This is a genomic window from Desulfonatronum thiodismutans (assembly GCF_000717475.1).
Taxonomy (GTDB): domain Bacteria; phylum Desulfobacterota; class Desulfovibrionia; order Desulfovibrionales; family Desulfonatronaceae; genus Desulfonatronum; species Desulfonatronum thiodismutans.
On the sequence record NZ_JPIK01000013.1, the window covers coordinates 251486 to 270338 of the forward strand.

General features: G+C 54.3%; 13 protein-coding genes. 4 read left to right on the top strand and 9 right to left on the bottom strand.

Annotation, left to right across the window (positions count from 1 at the left end):
- The first annotated feature begins 145 nt into the window (after nucleotides 1-145).
- The 4 genes from GY33_RS19215 to GY33_RS0111220 are packed head-to-tail and all read left to right on the top strand — an operon-like array spanning nucleotide 146 to nucleotide 5823.
- Nucleotides 146-637, top strand: coding sequence for an acyltransferase (locus GY33_RS19215; protein WP_161788469.1), 492 nt, complete (start codon nucleotides 146-148; stop codon nucleotides 635-637).
- Nucleotides 638-671: 34 nt separating this feature from the next.
- Complete coding sequence (locus GY33_RS0111210; RefSeq protein ID WP_031387417.1) at nucleotides 672-1886, top strand: glycosyltransferase; 1215 nt, start codon at nucleotides 672-674, stop codon at nucleotides 1884-1886.
- The gene (locus GY33_RS0111215; protein WP_051822533.1) at nucleotides 1883-3523 is read left to right on the top strand and encodes an FAD-binding oxidoreductase; all 1641 of its coding nucleotides are present in this window, start codon (nucleotides 1883-1885) and stop codon (nucleotides 3521-3523) included. Before GY33_RS0111210 ends, GY33_RS0111215 begins: the two co-directional genes overlap by 4 nt.
- A 2-nt stretch (nucleotides 3524-3525) precedes the next feature.
- Complete coding sequence (locus GY33_RS0111220) at nucleotides 3526-5823, top strand: efflux RND transporter permease subunit (RefSeq protein ID WP_152555173.1); 2298 nt, start codon at nucleotides 3526-3528, stop codon at nucleotides 5821-5823.
- Nucleotides 5824-5919: 96 nt separating this feature from the next.
- Here the strand turns inward: GY33_RS0111220 and GY33_RS0111225 are convergent, their stop codons facing one another.
- The 9 genes from GY33_RS0111225 to GY33_RS0111275 form a co-directional block, all read right to left on the bottom strand.
- The gene (locus GY33_RS0111225; protein WP_031387420.1) at nucleotides 5920-6795 is read right to left on the bottom strand and encodes an N-acyl amino acid synthase FeeM domain-containing protein; all 876 of its coding nucleotides are present in this window, start codon (nucleotides 6793-6795) and stop codon (nucleotides 5920-5922) included.
- A 166-nt stretch (nucleotides 6796-6961) separates the two neighbouring features.
- Complete coding sequence (locus tag GY33_RS0111230) at nucleotides 6962-7828, bottom strand: N-acyl amino acid synthase FeeM domain-containing protein (protein ID WP_051822534.1); 867 nt, start codon at nucleotides 7826-7828, stop codon at nucleotides 6962-6964.
- Nucleotides 7829-8043: 215 nt separating this feature from the next.
- Complete coding sequence (locus tag GY33_RS19875) at nucleotides 8044-9882, bottom strand: AMIN domain-containing protein (RefSeq protein ID WP_051822535.1); 1839 nt, start codon at nucleotides 9880-9882, stop codon at nucleotides 8044-8046.
- Between the two features lie 103 nt (nucleotides 9883-9985).
- A complete protein-coding gene (locus GY33_RS0111250; protein ID WP_051822536.1) occupies nucleotides 9986-10783 on the bottom strand; it encodes an outer membrane lipoprotein-sorting protein in 798 nt (265 codons plus the stop codon).
- 111 nt (nucleotides 10784-10894) lie between these two features.
- On the bottom strand, nucleotides 10895-11932 hold the full coding sequence (locus GY33_RS0111255; protein WP_031387425.1) for an SDR family oxidoreductase: 1038 nt from the start codon (nucleotides 11930-11932) through the stop codon (nucleotides 10895-10897).
- A 40-nt stretch (nucleotides 11933-11972) separates the two neighbouring features.
- The gene (locus tag GY33_RS0111260; protein ID WP_084185111.1) at nucleotides 11973-13790 is read right to left on the bottom strand and encodes a putative bifunctional diguanylate cyclase/phosphodiesterase; all 1818 of its coding nucleotides are present in this window, start codon (nucleotides 13788-13790) and stop codon (nucleotides 11973-11975) included.
- Nucleotides 13791-14187: 397 nt separating this feature from the next.
- Entirely contained in the window at nucleotides 14188-15732 is a 1545-nt protein-coding gene (locus GY33_RS0111265) for a sigma-54-dependent transcriptional regulator (protein WP_031387427.1), read from the bottom strand.
- Between the two features lie 118 nt (nucleotides 15733-15850).
- Nucleotides 15851-17956, bottom strand: a complete 2106-nt coding sequence (locus GY33_RS0111270; protein WP_161788470.1) for a PAS domain-containing sensor histidine kinase — start codon at nucleotides 17954-17956, stop codon at nucleotides 15851-15853.
- 322 nt (nucleotides 17957-18278) lie between these two features.
- On the bottom strand, nucleotides 18279-18827 hold the full coding sequence (locus GY33_RS0111275) for a type I restriction enzyme HsdR N-terminal domain-containing protein (RefSeq protein WP_031387429.1): 549 nt from the start codon (nucleotides 18825-18827) through the stop codon (nucleotides 18279-18281).
- Nucleotides 18828-18853: the final 26 nt, after the last annotated feature.

Consider the following 18853-nt stretch of genomic DNA (forward strand, 5'->3'; position numbering starts at 1 on the left):
AGCCTTGGTAGTCCATCAGTTAATCCTTCTGCCTCACGGGTTTCAGGCTTTTTTCTTGTTTGCGGTCTTCCTGAGTGGCTTTGTGCTAGGCACGTTAATTTTACTTTGGCTGTTGCGCTTGCTGTGTCCTTTGCTCGAGGGAGGGTTGCTCCTGAACACGGACCGCCAGTCTCTTGTCTGGAAACTGATGGGCTATGTCTACGTGACCCATCTCTGGCCCCTGATCAATGCCAACCTTGTCCCGGTAAACCTGCGCGGCCCAGCTTTCAGTCTCCTGGGCGCGAAGATCGGCAAAAGCGTGATGGTCGGTGGCAAGATCCTGGATCCCTCCCTGGTGGAGATCGGCGACTACAGCATGCTCGGCGAGGATTGCCTGCTCACGTCCCATGCCGTGGAAGGCGATCGGGTGGATTTGGGGATGATCGTGGTCGGCAGGAATGTCACTGTGGGCGTGAAGGCGGTGGTGTTGCCGGATGTGCACATCGGGGACAACGCCATTGTTGCGGCCGGGGCGGTGGTCAAGAAAGGTTCGAGGATTGGGGCGGGGGAAATCTGGGGGGGGGTGCCGGCGAGGAGGATTGGGGAGGTTGGAAGGGGGGAAGGAGTGAGGGAGAGAGGGAGGGATGAAGAGATGTGAGAGGGGGAGAGGTAGGAAAAAGGAGGAGGGGGGTATGAGTTGGGTGTTTTTTTTGATTGGGGTTGTTGCCGTGGTTGCTTCGAGCCTGCCGGTTTTGTTGGCAAGGCGGTTTTTGCGGGATATCAGGGAAGCTTTGGGGCGGGATCCGGATCGCGGGTATCGGCCCAAGGTTTGCCTGATTGTACCCTGCAAGGGGTTGGATCCTGACTTCGATGTGAACATTGGGGCTTTTTTTGATCAGGACTATCCGGATCTGGAACTGATCCTGGTTACGGCAAGCCGTGATGATCCAGCTCATGAAGCTCTCCAGAAAAGGCTTCACGCCCACCCCCAGGTCCGGGCCCGGCTCCTGGTCGCTGGCATTGCACCGGGCCGTGGCCAAAAGATCAACAATCAGCTTAAGGCCGTGGCCGAGGTGGGCGAGGATACGGATGTCCTTGTGTTCATGGATTCGGACGCCCGGCCTGGGCCGGGGTTCGTGCGCCACCTTGTCCAGCCCTTGGAAAATCACCAGACCGGTTTGGCCACGGGCTTTCGCTGGTACATGCCGGTCCAGGGCGGCTTGTGGTCCGTTCTGCGGTCGGCCTGGAACGGCGGTGGGGTGGTCTTTCTCACGGACCCCCAAGCCAATTATGCCTGGGGTGGGGCCATGGCCATCCGCAAGAAAACATTCGAAACCTGCAAGGTTGCGGACCGCTGGCAGACCGCCCTGTCCGACGACATGACCATCACCTCGGCGGTGCGGAGCCAGGGGCTGGGCATCCGCTTCGTGCCCCAATGCCTGGTATCCACCCATGAGGACTGCACCTTTGCCCAGATGCTGGAATGGACCAACCGCCAGACCATCATTGCCAGGGTCTACCATCCGGCCCTGTGGTGGAAGATCGCCCTGGCTCACTGCGTGGGCAACGCCATCCTGGTGCTCGGCGTGGCATTGCTCGTGGGCTATGCCCTTGGCTGGGCAGCTGATCCGTTGATCCTGGTTGCTGCTCTGCTGATGCTTGCGATCATCCCCATGGAAATGCTCAACGGCCTGGTCCTGCTCCCCGCGGTTCTGGAGATGCTCCCCGAACACCGTCGGCAGCTGGTACGGCTTTTTCCGGCCTATTGTCTGCTGGCCCCGCCGGCTTCCATTCTGGCTCTGATGAATACCATCTATTCCCTGTTCACCAACCGGATTACCTGGCGGGGGGTGACCTATGAAATGCGATCTCCCACGGAAACCATTGTCATCCAGGAACAGCCATGAAACCGGACTTTGACACCGCATTCAAGGAATGGGCAAGGCTGCTGGGCCCGGCGCGGGCTCGTCGCGACCGGGAGACAATAGACCGGTATGCACGCAGCACCCTGCCCAAGGGCACCATGCCTGCCGGGGTGCTCTACCCTTCTACCACCGAGGAAGTACAGGCCGTCGTGACCATTGCCCGCCAGGCGGGCATCAGCCTGTACCCCATCAGCCGGGGCAAAAATTGGGGCTACGGCGATGCCTGCGCCGTGACCCACGGGCAGGTAATCCTGGATATGTCCGGGATGAACCACATCCTGGAAGTGAACCGGGAATTGGCCTACGCGGTCATCGAGCCGGGCGTGACCCAGAAACAGCTTTTTGATCATCTGCGGGACCAGGACATCCCCCTGTGGTTCGACTGCACGGGCTCCGGCCCCGAGGCCAGCATCCTGGGCAACACCCTGGAGCGGGGGTTCGGGCACACCCCGTACGGGGATCATTTCTATCATAGCTGCGGGATGGAGATTGTGCTGGGTGACGGAAGGGTGCTGCGCACGGGCTATGGGCACTACCAGGAAGCCAAGGCAACGCACGTGTTCAAGTGGGGCATCGGCCCTTACCTGGACGGCCTGTTCACCCAGTCCAGCCTGGGTATTGTCACGGGTTTGGGCATCTGGCTGATGCCCAAACCGGATTGCTTCAACATGTTTTTCCTGTCCATGCCGGATGACGGCGATTTGCCCCGGATGGTCGATGCCCTGCGCCCGTTGAAGCTCCGGGGACAGGTCAAAAGCCTGGTGCACATCGGCAATGACTTGCGGATTATTTCATCGTTCCAGCGCTACCCGTGGGAGGAGTCGCACGGTAAGACCCCCTTGCCGGAAATGCTGCGCAAAGGGCTGCGCGCAAAAGGCGGGTTCGGGGCCTGGAACATCAGCGGGGCGATCTACGGGACAAAGGCTGAAGTGCGGGTTGCGCGGAGAGAAATCCGTAAGGCCCTGCGGCATCTTGGCCGAGTGCGTTTCGTCGGTCCGGCCTCTTTGTCCCTGGCGCAGACAGTTTTGGGCTTCCTGAAGTCTCGTGGCTGGGCCAAGCCGATCCAGGCCAAGCTGGGTATCCTGATCAAGGTGGGCGGATTGCTCCAGGGGCAGCCCACGGATGCTTTCCTTTACGGAACGCTTTGGCGGATAAAGGGGCGGACGGAGCCGGATTCCATGGATCCCCTGGACAACAATGCCGGGTTGATGTGGGTCTCCCCGATCATGCCCATGACAGGGGAGGCAGCCCAGGACCTGGTGCAGCAGGTATCTCCCATATTCCTTGAGTACGGGTTCGAGCCGCTGATTACCGTCTCCTTGATCACGGAACGGGCCATGGTGGCCGTATGTACCATTGCCTACGACCGAGACAGTCCGGAAGAAACAGACAGAGCCCGTCAGTGCTACGCGGAACTGTTTCAAAAGATCATGCGTGCCGGATATGCCCCCTACCGGGCCTCCATCGCTTCCATGGCCCACTTGGCCGAGGGCTCAGACGTTTTCTGGGACGTGGTTCATGAGTTGAAGCAGGTATTGGATCCGGGCAGGATCATTGCCAGGGGGCGCTACGACCCGCACGAGGCAAGGCGGCCGGACAAGGCAGAGACAGGAGGCTGAGGGTGCAGGGGATCCTGAAATGGGTCTGTGCCTTTGCCGTGGGGTGCCCCCTCTTCTCCCTGGCTGTAAGCGGGGTGATGGGGCTGTTTTTTCTGGCCCAGATTCCGAATATCAAAACCATCGACAACGTGGACTACTTTATTGTCGATGATGATCCCGATTACGCCTATTACCAGGAAATCAAGTCGGTCTTTGGCAACGACGAGTTCTTTGTCATCGCCTTCAGACAGCCCGACATCTTCACCGAACAGAACCTGCTGCTGCTCAAGGATTTGACCCTTGCGCTTGAAGATCTGCCCGGCATCCGTGATGTGAAAAGCCTGGCCAATGTCGACTATGTGGACGGCGCCCAGGAGTATTTTGACGTCAGGAAGTTCCTTGAGACCGTCCCTTCATCCAGTGAAGGGCTTGAGCTGCTCAGGCAGCAGGCCCTGACAACGCCGCTTTACCTGGACAACCTGATTTCCAGGGACGGACAAGCCGCAGCTATTGTTGTCTATCCGCATGACCACCCGGGGGACCAGGCATTTCGTCAGCGCCTGCTGAAACATGTTCATGAGATGCTGGCGCAACAGGAAGCCGAGGGGCTTGGGTTTCACCTGGCCGGCAACTCCGTGACCAATGTTGCCCTGAGCCGCTATGTCCAGCAGGACCTTTCCATATTCATTCCGCTGACCTATTTGCTCGTGGCCCTGGTGGTGCTGATTGTCTTCGCGAGTTTTCGGTTGATGGTCCTGGCCCTGATCAACATCACGTTCTGCGTTGGGTCCACCATGGGTTTCATGGCCATGACCGGCATTGCCATGCACAACGTGACTTCGGTGGTGCCGTCCCTGGTCATGGCCCTGGCCTTGGCGGATACTGTACACATCTTTTCCCGCCTGGATAGAAAGGTTCTTCAGGCCTTTCCGGATAATAGGTCGGCTCTGGTCAGTATTCTGGGAAAGCTGATCCTGCCCTGTTTCTTGACCACATTGACCACGGCAATCGGTTTTTTGTCCCTCTCCGTCAGCAGTATTGCACCGATCCGTGAATTTGCCTACGCGGCTTCCATGGGCATGGTTTTCGAGTTTATTTTCTCTTTTTTCCTCCTTCCCCCCTTGTTGCTGTTCTGCAACCCCTCGAAAATATTCCGTGACAGACCCAAAGATCGGGGGCTGCCTGGCTTCCTGTATGCACTGAGCGGGTATGTACAAAAAAGACATGTCCGGGTTTGTTTTGTCTTCCTGACCGTGGTGATTGGCTCTGTCTGGTTTACCGGGAAAATTTCCGTAGAGACCAATCTGGTCGAGTATTTCAAGAAGGACAGTCCCATCCGCCAGGATCTGGACTTCGTGCAGGACCATCTCAGCGGGGTCGCGACGATGGACATCTCCTTGCGCGCCGAAACCTTTGACGCGTTCAGTGAACCGGATAATCTCCTGTTGTTGGATGCGATCCAGTCCATTGTGCTGACGTTGCCCGGGGTGGACACGGCGATCTCCTTTGGCGACTACATCAAAGACATGAACAAGGCCTTCCATGACGAGGACCCAGCCTTTTATGTCATCCCCCGTGAGAAAGAGCTGATCGCGCAGTACCTCTTGCTCTACGATTCACGGGATATTGACGACTTCATCAACAATGCTCTGGATCATGCCCGGATCCTGGTTCGACTCTCGGAAACAAGCTCCGCCAGGCAGGCGGAGTTGATTCAGGCTCTGCAGGCTTTTCTGGATAGACTTGAGGCCGAAGGTATTGCGGTCAGAATCACCGGGAACGTCGTCCAACAGGTCAATGTCATCCAGGCGTTGATTGAGAGCCTGGTTTCAAGCTTGGCATTGGCGGTGGGCGTCATTGGCCTGATCATGCTTCTGGTGTTGCGCTCGGTGAAAATGGGCTTGCTGAGTCTGGTCCCCAATCTGTTTCCATTGCTGCTGAATCTGGGGGTCATGGGCCTGCTGGGCATTCCCTTGGACACCTCCACCGCCTTGATTACCGTGGTGGCCCTGGGCATTGCCGTGGACGATACCATTCACTTTTTGACCGAATACAGTGCCCATCGAAAACAGAATCGGTCCATCTCCGTTTCGTTGGAAAAGGCCATCGTGAACAAAGGGCTGGCCATCGTGACTACATCCGTCATTCTGGCCATTGGTTTCGGGGTGCTGGTGTGCAGCAATTTCGTGCCCACGATCCATTTTGGCCTGCTCAGCGCAATGGTCATGCTGACAGCCTTGGTCGGCGACATCGTTCTTCTTCCGGCAATCATGTCGCTGAAAGGCAAACACGAGCGGAAGGCAATAGAATCTGGTAAATGAAAAAGTCGGAAGCAGCAGGGGATGAGAGCTGCTGAGGAGGATGCTACGAGGAGCAGTTTTTCAGTTCGTGGCGTCTGATTCTAAAAAATAGGCGAACTATTTCTTGCCGTTGCTCAAGAATGGATAGAATTTCTGCAAGTATTGCTTCTGGATGAGAGATAGGTTTGTGTAGACGTCTGGCCTGACTTCGAAAAAGACCTTCGCAACGTCGGCATCCATGGGGTGCCTTTTTTCATGAAAGGTCCAGCCGCTTTGCAGTTCCTGCATGGTCGTGTTCATCTTGCAGAAAAAGGCATGTAGATTCCCATCCACGTCGAAATCCTGGTACTTTTCGCTCAGTTTTTCCTCAATGGTGTCCATGTCAATGCGCAGGGCAACGGCCGGCGCCCCCACGCCTTCGTAGAACCGTTCCGGTCCGAAGTCGTCAAACAGGAACATGGTCTTATAGAAATTGACGTGCTTGGGGTTGACCATGATGCAGATGTCGTCAACGTCCACGAGTCTGGAATACTCGAACATGGTCTTGGAAAGAAAGACCATCAGGTTGCACCAGCGGGTCTCCTTGGGCGTGGCCAGGGCGGAAAGTTCCGTGACTTTGCGGCCTTTTGCCCGCAAGGCGTCCAGTTCCGGCTGGTACAGCGCGTCCATGGGTAGCCCGAACAGTTCGCTGTCGAAGATCTGGGACAACGTGGATATGACTTTGGTGTAGCTTCGGAAGATGTAGACGCAGGTTTTGGGCAGAAAATTGTAGACGCTGAGATGCATTTCCGAGGAATGCGGGGTCTTGATGTATCCGGAGGCCAAGTACTCTTGGTAGACCAGGGCAAAGGACTGGGCCAATTCGTCCTGGGTTTCCGCGATCTTGATGTTCGGGCGGTCAATTTCGTCCAGCTTGGCTCTGAGCATGGCCGAGCGACGAAGCCTGACGGATCTGCGACGTTCCTGGAGGAGTTGCTCGGGGTGTACGGTCATGGGAGGTCCTCATCAAATATGATTGAGGTGATGCATGAAGGGTCGGATACAGGCCGGGCCTCTCGTGCGAAAGTCGTCTACAAACATTGGACGGCAGCATGTTCAACCGATTTGTCGAATATGTTCCTGAATCTCTGGAACACACCATCAACCCTGCGGCTGGTTTTCAGATTCGGATTCCGGGGTAGGATTCATGGAGCAGTTTTTTAAAATCCAAGGGAACATCCGACAGGGCGTCTGCCTTGTGACCCAAAAACCGGTTGATCACGTTTGCGTCCAGGGGATTGCGGCACGTTTTCGAGGATTGAACATCGCCGAATACCCTGAAGATGCTGGCGTCAAGGGCGATGCTCAAGGAAAGGTAGTGGGAGAAGAGTTTGTGCTGGTAGGAAAACTTCAAGTACACTCGGTCGAGCTTTTCCCTTGCCTTATGCACATTGGCACGCAAAGCCACGGCCATGGCATTGACCTTGGGGTAATATTTCTCTTCCGCGAAGATCTCGAACTCGCATCGGTTTTTGTACAGATGAACGTGTCTCGGATTGACCATGATGCAGACGTCGTCAATGTCCAGGAATACGCAATACAGGAAAATCAGCTTGGTGAAGTTCTGGATGCCGCGTCGCGAAAAAGCGCATCTGTCGGAGGCCAGGGAGCAGACTTCCAAAATTCTTCGGTTTTGCGCGCGCAAGGTATCCAGTTCAGCGTGGAACAAGGCGTCCATGGGCAGGCCGGATGGCTTGGAATCGTGGACAAGGGTGGCGGTGGAAAGGACGGCTTCCTGAGACTTGGCCAGGAAGACCGTGGTCGTGGGGAGCAGATGGTGTGGGGTAAACAAGAGCTTCCCCGGACTTTCTTGAATGTAGCCGACGTTCAGGTACTCCCTGTAGAGTAGGTGATACGCTTGGCAAAGTTCGTCAGGATCGTCCGCGAGCTTGAAGACGTAGTCAACATCATCCGGGGCGTGCTGGAGCACGGTCGCCGGAAACGTTTCATTGGGAAAGGGCAGCCATCTTTGCTTGGCCGGGTACATGTCGCTACAAACCTGGAAGCAAGATTGTTGTAAACATGAAAAGCCTTGTAATGTTATCTCGGCCATAATGCAATTGCAAGGAAGGTAGCCGATTTTGAGATGTTCGGCAAAGAGAGGATTGCTGGAAAAGAGCCACTGCGCGGATGTGCTGATTGTTTGGCAAAAAGAGTGACGGAAGTGCAAAAGAGTGAAGCATGGGGTCGATTGGGGCGGATCTAAAAGTAATATTTGGCCTTGAAAAAGGCCTGATCGTTGTCCTTGTATGGACCGAAGAGGGACTCGCCTGATCCAGAGAACAGGTTGACCCCAAGGGAAAGTTCAAGGTTTTTGAAGTAGGTCAGGATGGCTTCCGGGGTCAGGAAGGAGCCGCCGTCCTGGAGATCCAGGGCGTAGCCCAGCTTGAGCGTGATATTGCCCCGCCAGAACTCCCGATTGACTTCCCCGTTGAGAAAGTAGCTGTCGCGTTTGGCCAGCAGCCCCGGCTCATGGTTGAACACATGCTGGTGCGAGAACTGAATGTTGGCGTACCAGTCCTGTTCGCCCAGGTAGTCCAGGCCGAGGACGTATTGGGCCACGGGCTTGGGCCGGGCCTGCAAGTTTCGGGTCTGCAGGGATTGTTCGTGGAAATACGCGCCTTCACCTCGGAATCCGAATTTATCCAGGGCTGTTTCGAATTCCAGGCCGACAATGTGCTGTCGATGGTGGTCGGCTCGGAGGGCTGGGCCTTGAGGATCTTCCGGACTGAATTCCAAGCGCGGGGATTTTTCCCAGGCATACAGGTAGCTCAGGGCCACATCCCAGCCGGCCATGGTTACGGCCGAGCGTGCGCCCCAATCCGCGTTGCCCAGGTTCCGTGCGGGCTTGGTCTCTTGGATGGGAACACCGGGCTGGTCGATACCCAGCAGTGCCCATTTCGTGCCGGAATAATCGAACCTGTCCGCTTCAAAAAAAGGCACAACAATGCCCTCCAGGGTGAAAGCCCCTGGAAACAGACGGACCCTGGCCATCCAATTCGGGATTTTGCGGTCCTCCAGGTCCGGGATGATGAATTCACGCAAGTCCTGAGGGTTGAGATTGTCCACCGGGCTGAGCTGGTCCGCCTTGCCCCAGCGCACGATCTGTCTGCCCAGGCGCATGTCCCAGCCCGGCGCGCCCCGGAACAGGTAGCCTTCGTAGAGTTCCAGGTCGTGTTCGTCCCATGTGGGATCGGGGCCGAACCTGAGATAGTCGGACTGGATCGAGGCCAGGAGAAATGTGGTCGAGGAACCGGTTGCCGCGAGGCCTGCGGCGGATGTCGGCGGGGTCCACTTCCCCTCAACCCTGATGGTGTTGCGAAATGTCCGCGGCTGGCTATCGCTGGATTCCCGCAATTCCTGAGCCCCCTTGGCCATGATGAAGCCCGAGGCCTCCATGCGCCCCCACGGCGAGGCTTGGGCCGTGTCGGGCGAACTCACTTGGGTCTGAGGGTCGCCGAACAAAATGATCTTCTGGGTCGGAGGGGTCTTGGACTCTGTTTGGGAACGGGCATCATGGAGGATCGGCGCGAGGCTCGGGTCCTGTTGCTCTGTAGCCTTGGAAGCCGGGGGGCTGAGTGGTGCCTTGGGCTGTGCATCGGCAAAGACGGCGGCGTCCTCGGGCGCAAGCAGGCTGACCAGAATCAGGTGCTGGGCTTGGTCGCCCGCTACGGGGCGGGAGGTTACCAGGTGCAGCGCGTCCTGGTTCAGGTCCAGGACCACCCGCACGGTTTGTCTGGTGAACTGAGCCGCGCGGATGCCGTGAAACAGGTCGTGGTCCGTGGGAATATGGTGTTTCCCCCCAGGAAGCCGTGCTGGAGAGATGTCCATGACCAGCCGGGCGGGGTTGCCGAGTTCAAATGTGTGGATCGAGTGCGGCTTTTGGGATAAGGCCACGGCCAGAACTTGCTGTCCGTGCCCTGGGGTGAGTTCGAGGGTAAAGACCTGGGCCGGTGAGCTGGGCAGGGCCGGAGTCGGAAGGAGGAGTAGGGCAAGGACCGCCAGAGCGCAAAAAGATCGCAGGCTCGGCTGGTTCGTCATTGTGTGTCGCTCCCTGTACCGCATCTCATTTCCCTTGCTTTGTCCTACTGCTGCGACGACTCGCGACCTCCTGAGCCTGCTTCAAACGCGGAAGGCGTGTGGCCTACCATGTCTCCAAAGCCTGCTGGGTGAAGGCGTTGTCTGGGAGGCCCGTGTTGTAGCGGATTTCCGTGGTTTCCAGGACGGTCTGATGGCCGGAGTGCAGGTCTTCCATGGTTACTTTTGTCTCGGTCCAGATGTCCTGGATGTTTTCAAGTTGAAGCACGGAGTAGCGTTTAACCGGCTCTTCGCCTTCGGCAAAAAAATCCACCCGCAGAGGCAAATGCATATCCTGGGCCACCCAGGCGCGGACCATGGAATATTGTGAATCCGTGCCGGGTTTCGGTCGGCTTTCCAGTATCCAGCAGTCCACGCCTCCCAATGGCTCCTCGCCGATGACGACGTGTTCCGAGTCATCAACTGGTCGACGTTCCATGTCCTCGTAAGTGAAATCGGTGTTCACGAAGCTGCGGCCTTTCTGGCCGGCGACAACGCGTCTGGTGCGGTTCAGGGCCGGTAGGTACAGGAACTGGTCCGTGCCGCCTTGCTCGTTTTCGATGGACAAGAAGCCCGTTCCGTTGATGTCCGCGGGCGAGATGAACCGGATCAAGGTTTTGCGCACCGTACCTCGGTCCACGCCGCTAATGGTCAATTCACGGATCCGCTTTTGGCCTCTGGTTGGGATGAGTTCCATGATCTGACGGGAGACGGCGTCGTCGCCCACATAGCGGTCATGGACCAACTGGGCGAGGTCCCGACCCGAAGGCTGGGCCTGCGTGGGAGTCGAAAAAAAGCAGGAAAGGCAGGAAATGAAGGCAAACAGGGTAAAGAAGAAGGGACGAGGGAGAAGGGATGATCGCATATCGACGCTCGCAGTGTGTTACTGTTTCCGGGGGGCACCTCCATGACGCATATGTTTTGTCAGGGATATCGTGAAGAGTGTCAATATGGAAGGGTTGTGCTGAAAATGCAGTTATTTCATCATGTTGTCGATATACCAGCTAGCGGCTAATTTCAGCCCTTCGTTCACCGAGTATTCAGGAGCATAGCCCAGCAGGCGTGCGGCTTTGGAGACGTCCGCCAGGGAGTGGCGTACGTCTCCGGGGCGAAAGTCGCGGTACTCCGGGTGAATGGCTGAGATCGCCGGATTTCGGGGTGCGACCAAGTCACGGATGTATCCGAAAAGTTCGTTCAGGGTGGTGCGTTGCCCAAAGGCCACGTTGTAAATTTGGTCCGGGGCTTGATCATCTTTGGCGCAGGCCGCCAGAATATTGGCCTGTACCGCGTTGTCCACATAGCAGAAATCCCGGCTGGTTTTGCCGTCACCGTTGATGAACGGGATCTCTCCCTGAAGCAGGGCCGCGAACCATTTGGGGATCACCGCGGCGTAGGCCCCGTCCGGGTCCTGGCGAGGGCCGAAAATGTTGAAATAACGCAGCCCGATGGATTTGAAGGAATAGCAAGAGGCGAAGACTTCGGCGTATAATTCGTTGACGTATTTGGTCACGGCGTAGGGAGACAAGGGCTTGCCGATGGCGTCCTCGACCTTGGGCAGGCCGGGGTGGTCGCCGTAGGTGGAGCTGGAGGCCGCGTAGACGAAGCGGCTCACCTGGGCGTCTCGTGCGGCCGTGAGCATGTTCAAGAACCCGGTGACGTTGTTGGCGTTGGCCTCGATGGGATCCTCGAGGGAGCGGGGGACGCTGCCCAGAGCGGCTTGATGCAGAACGTAGTCTACCTTGTGAACGGCATTCCGGCAGATGTCCATATCGCGGATATCCCCCTCGATGAAACGGAATCCGCTCCAAGACGCGTCGCCGACAAGGGCGTGTACCTGGTCCAGGTTTTTTTGATACCCGGTGGAAAAGTTGTCCAGGCCGACAACCTGCTGGTTCATGTTGAGCAAAGATTCTAAAAGGTTTGAGCCGATGAATCCGGCGACGCCGGTGACCAGCCAGGTTTTCGGCGTACGTCGCAGTTCATTTTGAATATTTTGATAGGAATTGGTCGTCATATCGCAATGCTCCAGGCACTTTTTTTGTGGGAAGTGAGGGTCAGTGAAGTATTCGCGGTTCAGAAGAGGTTACCCTAAGACTCGTCGCGGATTTGGTTTTTTGGGTGCTTTTCAAGAGGACGTCGACGCCTTTGTCCTCCAACGGCCTGGAGAACAAATCCCCCTGGGCATAGTCACAGTTCATCTCTTTCAAGAGTGACAGCTGTTCATTGTTTTGTAGGCCTTCGGTAACGATTTCCACTCCCAGGCTGTGCGCCAGCATGATCGTAGCCCAGACCATTTCCTGATGATAGGAGTTGTTCAGCAGCCTGGCGACGACGCGCCGGTTCATTTTGAGGGTGTCGATGGGCACGAAAGGATATCGTTGGAGATAGAGAAGAGTGGATAACCCCGTGCCGTCGTCATTAATCGCCAACTGAACGCCCAACTCCTTCATGCGCATGAGCAATGCCCCGGTAGGGTCTCCATGGCTCAAGGCCGAGCGTGAGAATTCCAGTCTGAGAAGGTGTTCGTCAAGACCGGTTTGAGCGAGTACGAATTCTATCGTCTTTTCGAATCCTTTGCGCCCGAACTGTTCGGCGGTCAGGTTCATGCAGAGGGTCAACGGCGGCGTGCGCGCATGATCCAGGTTCCAGGTCCGTATGCGGGTGCAGGCCATGTCGAGCGCTTTGCGGGTCAGCTCCTCGACGTTGCCGGACTGCGCGGCAAACGGCATAAAATTCGCTGATTCGAGCAGGCCCAAAGCGGGGTGCCGCCAGTAAAACTTGGCCTCAAAGCCCATCAGAACATGGTCATTGACCCGGAAAAACGGCTGATAGAGGAGACAAGGCTGACCCTGGGCCATGATTTCCGCATGTTCACGAGAGGCCTTCACCGGAGACTTCATCGACCGGGCATCCGCATCCGGATGGGTATGAACCAGAACGATGCCTTTATGCTCTGATTTTGCCCGGAACATGCCCATGTCGGCATCGTGGAGCATTTGAAGGGCCGAGGTGTAGCCTGGCGACATGACCATGCCGATGCTTACGGAACAGGCCAACGCCTGGTCATTCCCGCGTGCTCCCAGCGGCGCGGATGCGTTGCTTCTGACCCGTTCCAGAATGTGCATGGCTTCGCGCTCACTCGCCACGCCGTCCAGGAGGATGACGAACTCGTCGCCCCCAAACCGTGCTACCGTGTCCTCGGTGCGCACCGAGTGGGTGATTTTGCGGGAACAATGGACAAGGACCTGGTCGCCGAGAACATGGCCGAAGGAGTCGTTGATTTTTTTGAAGTCGTCAATATCGAGAAAAGCAAGCGCAAAAAGGGAATCCTTGCCGTTTGAACGCTGCAACGCCGCCTCGACCCTGTCCATAAGCAACGTTCTGTTCGGCAGTCCGGTGAGGTGGTCGTAAAACGCTTGTTTGTAAAATTCGCACCCGGTCGCTTCGTGCCTTTCGACATCTTCGATCATGACCAAAAAGGCATGGTCACGGGGTGAGCCGTTGTCTACTCGATGGGCGTCCAGAAGCAAGTGTCGGCGGCCATTCTGGGTGCAGGGCACTTCAACCTGAAGCCGTGATGCCGATCCCTTCTCGCTGAGAATTCGCAATAGGGCACGAAGCGATTCCGACCTGGAAAGTTGATGCTCGTCCACGTCCAAGTCTTTATCGCTTCTTGCGGGTTGAGCTATGCCGCTGTTCAGGATTTCATAGAAAGCCTTGTTGGCATCCAGGACATGTCCGTCCGCGGCGATCATTGCCAGACCGCGATGCGCCCAGCCCAGGTTGCAAAAGTGCCGCTCGGCTGGTTCACGGGTGGCGTTTTCAACGCACGTCGCGGTTGTTTTTGGGGAGGCAACGGTGTCGTACATCATATGCCGTGACTTGAGAGATTGCGAATGAAATCCAGCGGGGTCCTCAGGCGACCACTTGTACAATACATGATTGGTCCCCAGTATACGTTTTGCCAAAAAAGAGCAGGTTTGGGGCGGATACGCTTTTTACGGATTGTTCAAGAGTTTACAAGATGTATGCCAACTATTGGCCTTGAGCGGGACAACAGTCGGACTTACCGAAGTTGTTCGGGAAAGTAGGATTGGCGCCTGTTCTCAGTAGTGTTGCGCGGGTAATGTGTTGTGTCGCAAGTATCCGAGAATATGAACGGAAAAAGCAGGCGGCCTTTGCGATCGCCGACAGGTCGTCGGGAAAGGCGTATATGCAGCGGCCCGGATGTCGGAAAAGCAGGACGGTTTGAACCGGCTCAGCAGGGGGCTATTGAAAGGACATGGAGTGCTTCTTGAGCAGTTCGTACAACCTGGTTCGAGAAAGACCTGAAAGGCGCAAGGCCAGGGGGATATCGGCATTTGATCGTTTGTAAAGCTCTTCAAGGTATTTCTTTTCCATGACGCTGACGGTTTTTTCCCTCAGCTCCCGAAGATGCGGGAATTCGCTTTCGTCCGACGCTGTCGGGTCCTGGGACAGATAGTCTTGCCCATGCTGAGGTGGAGAGGCCTGCTGCTCCTGAGGCAAAGGGCTCTCCGAAGGGACCAGGACATTGTCGGGTACTCCAGGCTCAACAGAGTCTTGAATTTCCCCGGTGGCTTCCTGTTCGATTATCCCCCCGCCGTGCGTGTTCTTTTTCAGAGTGGCCCGCTTGATTTTTACTCGCAGGTTTATGGGCAGGTGTTCAGGGTAGAGGACTGCCTCGCCGTGATTGGTGAGCAGGGCGCTGTCCATGGTGTTGAAAAGCTCCCTGACATTGCCTGGCCATTTATAAATCCGTAGCGCTTCAATGAATTCCGGGGACATCCCTTTTGTGGGTATTTTGTAGTGATCACAAGTGCTTGTCATTCGATGCATGGCAAGTCCAACGATGTCTTCCGGCCTGTCGCGCAAAGAGGGGAGTTCGATCTGCATGGACTGGAGCCGGTACAGCAAGTCCTGGCGGAAGCCTCCTTCCGTAACCATATTATCCAAATTTCTGTTAGTGGCACAGAGTAACCTGAAATTGCTTGATATTTCCTTGGTTCCTCCAACTTGTCTGAACCGATGTTCTTGAAGGACCCGCAAGAATATCTTCTGGACATGCAAGGGCAGTTCCCCCACTTCGTCGAGGAACAGGGTGCCTCCATCGGCCTGGATAATCATCCCCTCGCGAGAGGCGGTGGCTCCTGTATAGGCTCCTTTGACCGCGCCAAAAAGTTCAGCTTCAACAATATGCTCTGAAAGGGCGGCACAATCCACGATAACAAAGGGCGCATTCGCCCTGGAGCTGTTATTGTGGATGGCCCTGGCGAAAAGCTCTTTGCCCGTACCAGTCTCTCCTGTTATAAGCACCGACATTTCGCACGAAGCGGCTTGAGCCAAATGGTTCAGGCAGGCTTTCATGTTCGGGCTCGACCCGATAATACCGTTGGTATTGAGTGCTTTCAGGGAACCGGAGGCCTTTTTCTTTTCCCGGTATTGCAAGGCGCGCATAAGCGGAAAGACCATCGATTTCAGAGTGGAGGGCTTTTGAATATAATCCCACGCGCCACTGCGGATGGCAAGTTCCGCTCCGTCGGGGTCGGACTCGCCAGTAATGATGATAACTTCCGGGGCGAGGATGCCCTGGTTGATTTTGGGCAGAGCTTCCAGTCCATTGCCGTCGGGAAGGCGAACATCAAGATATATGACATCATGTTCGTGTGATGCTGCCTTCTCGAGACCTTCTCGCAACGTCTGTGCGGTTTGTGCATCATGGCCCATACGGGTAATTTTTTTGGAGAGAGCAATACAAATTGCTGGATCATCATCAATGATCAATACCCGAGCCATTAGACCTCCAGTTATATATTTGAGATGCGCTGCATCAACATCTTATTGTGTCAGGGTGGGGCGCTTCAATTGAAATAATGTCTCAAAATATAATCGATATATGATGTTGAGGTTGTCTTTATGGAATATAGCGAGGTATATAGACATGAAAAGTACTGCCCTTGTTTGGAATGCTGTCAACAAGTACAGCTCCGCCTAACCTGTTGATAATGGTGGCAACCACCGCAAGCCCTATGCCCGTACCTCCGGACATTTTCTTTGTTGTAAAGAACGGTTCAAATATTCTTTCTAAAATATCTTTTTGGATCCCGCAGCCTGAATCTTCTACGGAAATGTGAATATAATCTCCAGCACGAAGAGAGTTTTGATTGGCATGAATTAAAGAATGAACCTTTTCCTCAAATAGTTTTATATGAATATCGCCTTGATTATTCATTGCGTGAGCTGCGTTTGTGCATAAATTCATCATGACTTGCTGGATTTGATTGCTGTTTCCCAAGGTCATCCAGTCGCTAGAGTCATACTCTTGGACAAGGCGAATATCCTTGGGCATTATTTTTTGAATCATCACCATGACTTCCTGTAAAGTGGCTCTTAAGTCAATGGGATAGACAGGTGCGGAGTCATGGTGTCTGAAGGACAGGATTTCCTTGATAATTTTTTTTGCATTTTCGGAATGCTGGAGGGCATCCACAAGATCTTTATACGCGATGCTGTCGTTGTCAATTTCATCCATGGCCAACTCAATCGAACCTGTGATCCCTCCAAGAATGTTGTTGAAATCGTGGGCAATCCCAGCCGCGAAAGTGCCGATCACTTCCATTTTCTCGGCATTTCTGATGCGCTTTTCCAGGAGCACTTCTTGCGTGATGTCTCTAATGATCGCGTAGTAGTTCGTGATGAGCCCTTCTTGGTCTTTCAAGGGGAGGATTCTCACATCGATTTCATAACGGGAACCATTGTGACGATGCTTGGTCAGGCGCCCATTCAAGGCACCTTTGCTGCGCAGGAGAGAATCCATTTTTTTCCGCTCCGAAAATGGTTCTCCAAGAAAATCAAGTAATCTATAGCGATTATCTTGCGTAATTCCGTCTTTTTCTATCCCGGTGATTTGGGTAAATGCATGGTTTGTATATTTAATTGTCCATTGTATGTCAGTGAGTATAATTCCAACATCTGACTGTTCAATAATAGATGCTAATTTAAACTTGTCTTTTTGTATGGCGTTCTTCTCTTGGATATGCAGCATTAAGTCTTTATTTGCCTGTACAAGGTCTTTGGTTTTCTTTGCTATAATGCTTTCCAACTCTCTTTTGGCGATAAAGAATGAATTTTTGACTGTTTTCTCTTTGTTTTTGTTTTTTGCGATATAAATTATATATTTGTTATTTAATTCATCATCTATAATTGTGTGCAGGCTTACATGAAGATGTGCATTTAGGATGTTAGAGTAGATATATCGACTTATTATGTTATTTCTATCAAATATTCTTGATATGGGAATATTTGAAAGATGAGGAAGGCAAAAATCAAAGAATGCATCGCAATGATTTCCAACAAGCTCTCGTGGATGTAGATTGAGTTTTTTGGCAAGTGATACGTTTACACGCTTGATCAAATTATTTTCGTCAGCTACGATTATGTAGTCCTGGACAACATCAGCAGTTTTTTCCCATTCTCTTTTTCCATTATAAAAAATATTATTTAAAAGTTGTCTTTCAGTACTGTCTGAAATCGAAATAAATACTCCGTTGCAACTCTTTCCTTCTTTAGAAATCGGCGAGCAAGACATTGATACATGTATTTTTGATTCTTTCTTGAGCAGGAACACACTTTGTATGTGGATATTTTTTCCATTATGCAGATATTCTTGCATCCTGCGATGAATGTTCTGAAAATCTTTTGTGCTAAAAAGTAAGCCGAGGGGCTTGCCAAGAACATCCATTGGCTCAAAGCCCGAAAGCTTGGAAAAGGCACGGTTTACATAGGCAATATTAAACACTCCATCGAGGATGAGGACGGGCTCATGCAAAATTTCCAGAAGTTTAGGCAGTTCTCCATACTCTCTGACCAAGGACGGAGTCGAAGATAACGTCTTTCCATCAGGAAACGCGACTAGACCGTTGTGGTCAGCAGTCGTCGATTTCGAGGGATCTTTGGTTTTGAGCATTGGGAGCAGAGGTGATGTATGCTGGAGCACGAGACGACCGTGTGAGGTTTGCAAGAATAGGTTCCTCCTCTTCGGTCTTCGGGGTAATGTGCTAACCATAAAGTTACTTTCATTAACACTCTACAGGAGAATTGTGTCAAGCCATCTTTTGTCGTCTTTTTCGTTCAATATCCTCTTTGACTTTAATATAGTCGATATTGGGAAAAAATAGCGGGTTGTCGGCATCAAATCCGCCTTGATTGCCGCTAGGTCAGGCTGTCAGGGAAAATTTCCTGTAAACTTTTTGTCGTCTTTTTAGAAGTTTGATCAAAAATATCGAGTTCTTCGGCGGTGGACGTCGGATCGGCAGAGTACTCTCTGCGACCCGGAACGTGTTTCAGACGGAGCATTCCTGACCGCAACAGCCTTCCAGAAAACCACTGTACATGTAAAAGACACGCTGTTCGCGGGCCAGGCGATTCGGATCCAGGTCCGGGGCCGGATGTTCGGTGAGGAGGTTTTGCAGTTGCTCCCAGGAGGGGATGGCGGCAAAGCCGTCGGCCAGGGGCTTGCCGTTGGCGGTGCTGAGGAGCTTTGCGTCCTTGCTGTCCGTGACGATGGCCAGGGGGGCCGGGCCGTCGGGCAGCAGTCTGGCGGCATATACCGCTTCCCGTGTGTATGTCTCCGGCGTGCCGGAGCAGAAGAGCAGGGCCAGAGCCGGTCGACCTTGCTCGTCGCGGACCAGGATGTCCACGTTGCGGGAAAAGGGCTTGTCGTCCACTTGGAACCGGATGGCCACCCGCGGAGAGAGATTGGCCTTGGGATAGCCTTTTTCCTCCACCAGCAGCCGGGCCAAGCCCTGGCGCAGGTCTTCGTAGGTGGTCAATTCCAGTTCTTCTCCCGTGAGATAGTCTTCAATACTTTGACCAAGGCTTACTTCATGCACGGAGTGCTCCTTCTTGTTGGTTGGAA

Excerpts from the sequence above, each read along its gene's own strand:
- GY33_RS0111210 (WP_031387417.1), top strand. The coding sequence starts at position 672 with ATGAGTTGGGTGTTTTTTTTGATTGGGGTTGTTGCCGTGGTTGCTTCG.
- GY33_RS0111215 (WP_051822533.1), top strand. The coding sequence starts at position 1,883 with ATGAAACCGGACTTTGACACCGCATTCAAGGAATGGGCAAGGCTGCTG.
- GY33_RS0111225 (WP_031387420.1), bottom strand. The coding sequence starts at position 6,795 with ATGACCGTACACCCCGAGCAACTCCTCCAGGAACGTCGCAGATCCGTC.
- GY33_RS0111230 (WP_051822534.1), bottom strand. The coding sequence starts at position 7,828 with ATGTACCCGGCCAAGCAAAGATGGCTGCCCTTTCCCAATGAAACGTTT.
- GY33_RS19875 (WP_051822535.1), bottom strand. The coding sequence starts at position 9,882 with ATGACGAACCAGCCGAGCCTGCGATCTTTTTGCGCTCTGGCGGTCCTT.
- GY33_RS0111250 (WP_051822536.1), bottom strand. The coding sequence starts at position 10,783 with ATGCGATCATCCCTTCTCCCTCGTCCCTTCTTCTTTACCCTGTTTGCC.
- GY33_RS0111255 (WP_031387425.1), bottom strand. The coding sequence starts at position 11,932 with ATGACGACCAATTCCTATCAAAATATTCAAAATGAACTGCGACGTACG.
- GY33_RS0111260 (WP_084185111.1), bottom strand. The coding sequence starts at position 13,790 with ATGATGTACGACACCGTTGCCTCCCCAAAAACAACCGCGACGTGCGTT.
- GY33_RS0111265 (WP_031387427.1), bottom strand. The coding sequence starts at position 15,732 with ATGGCTCGGGTATTGATCATTGATGATGATCCAGCAATTTGTATTGCT.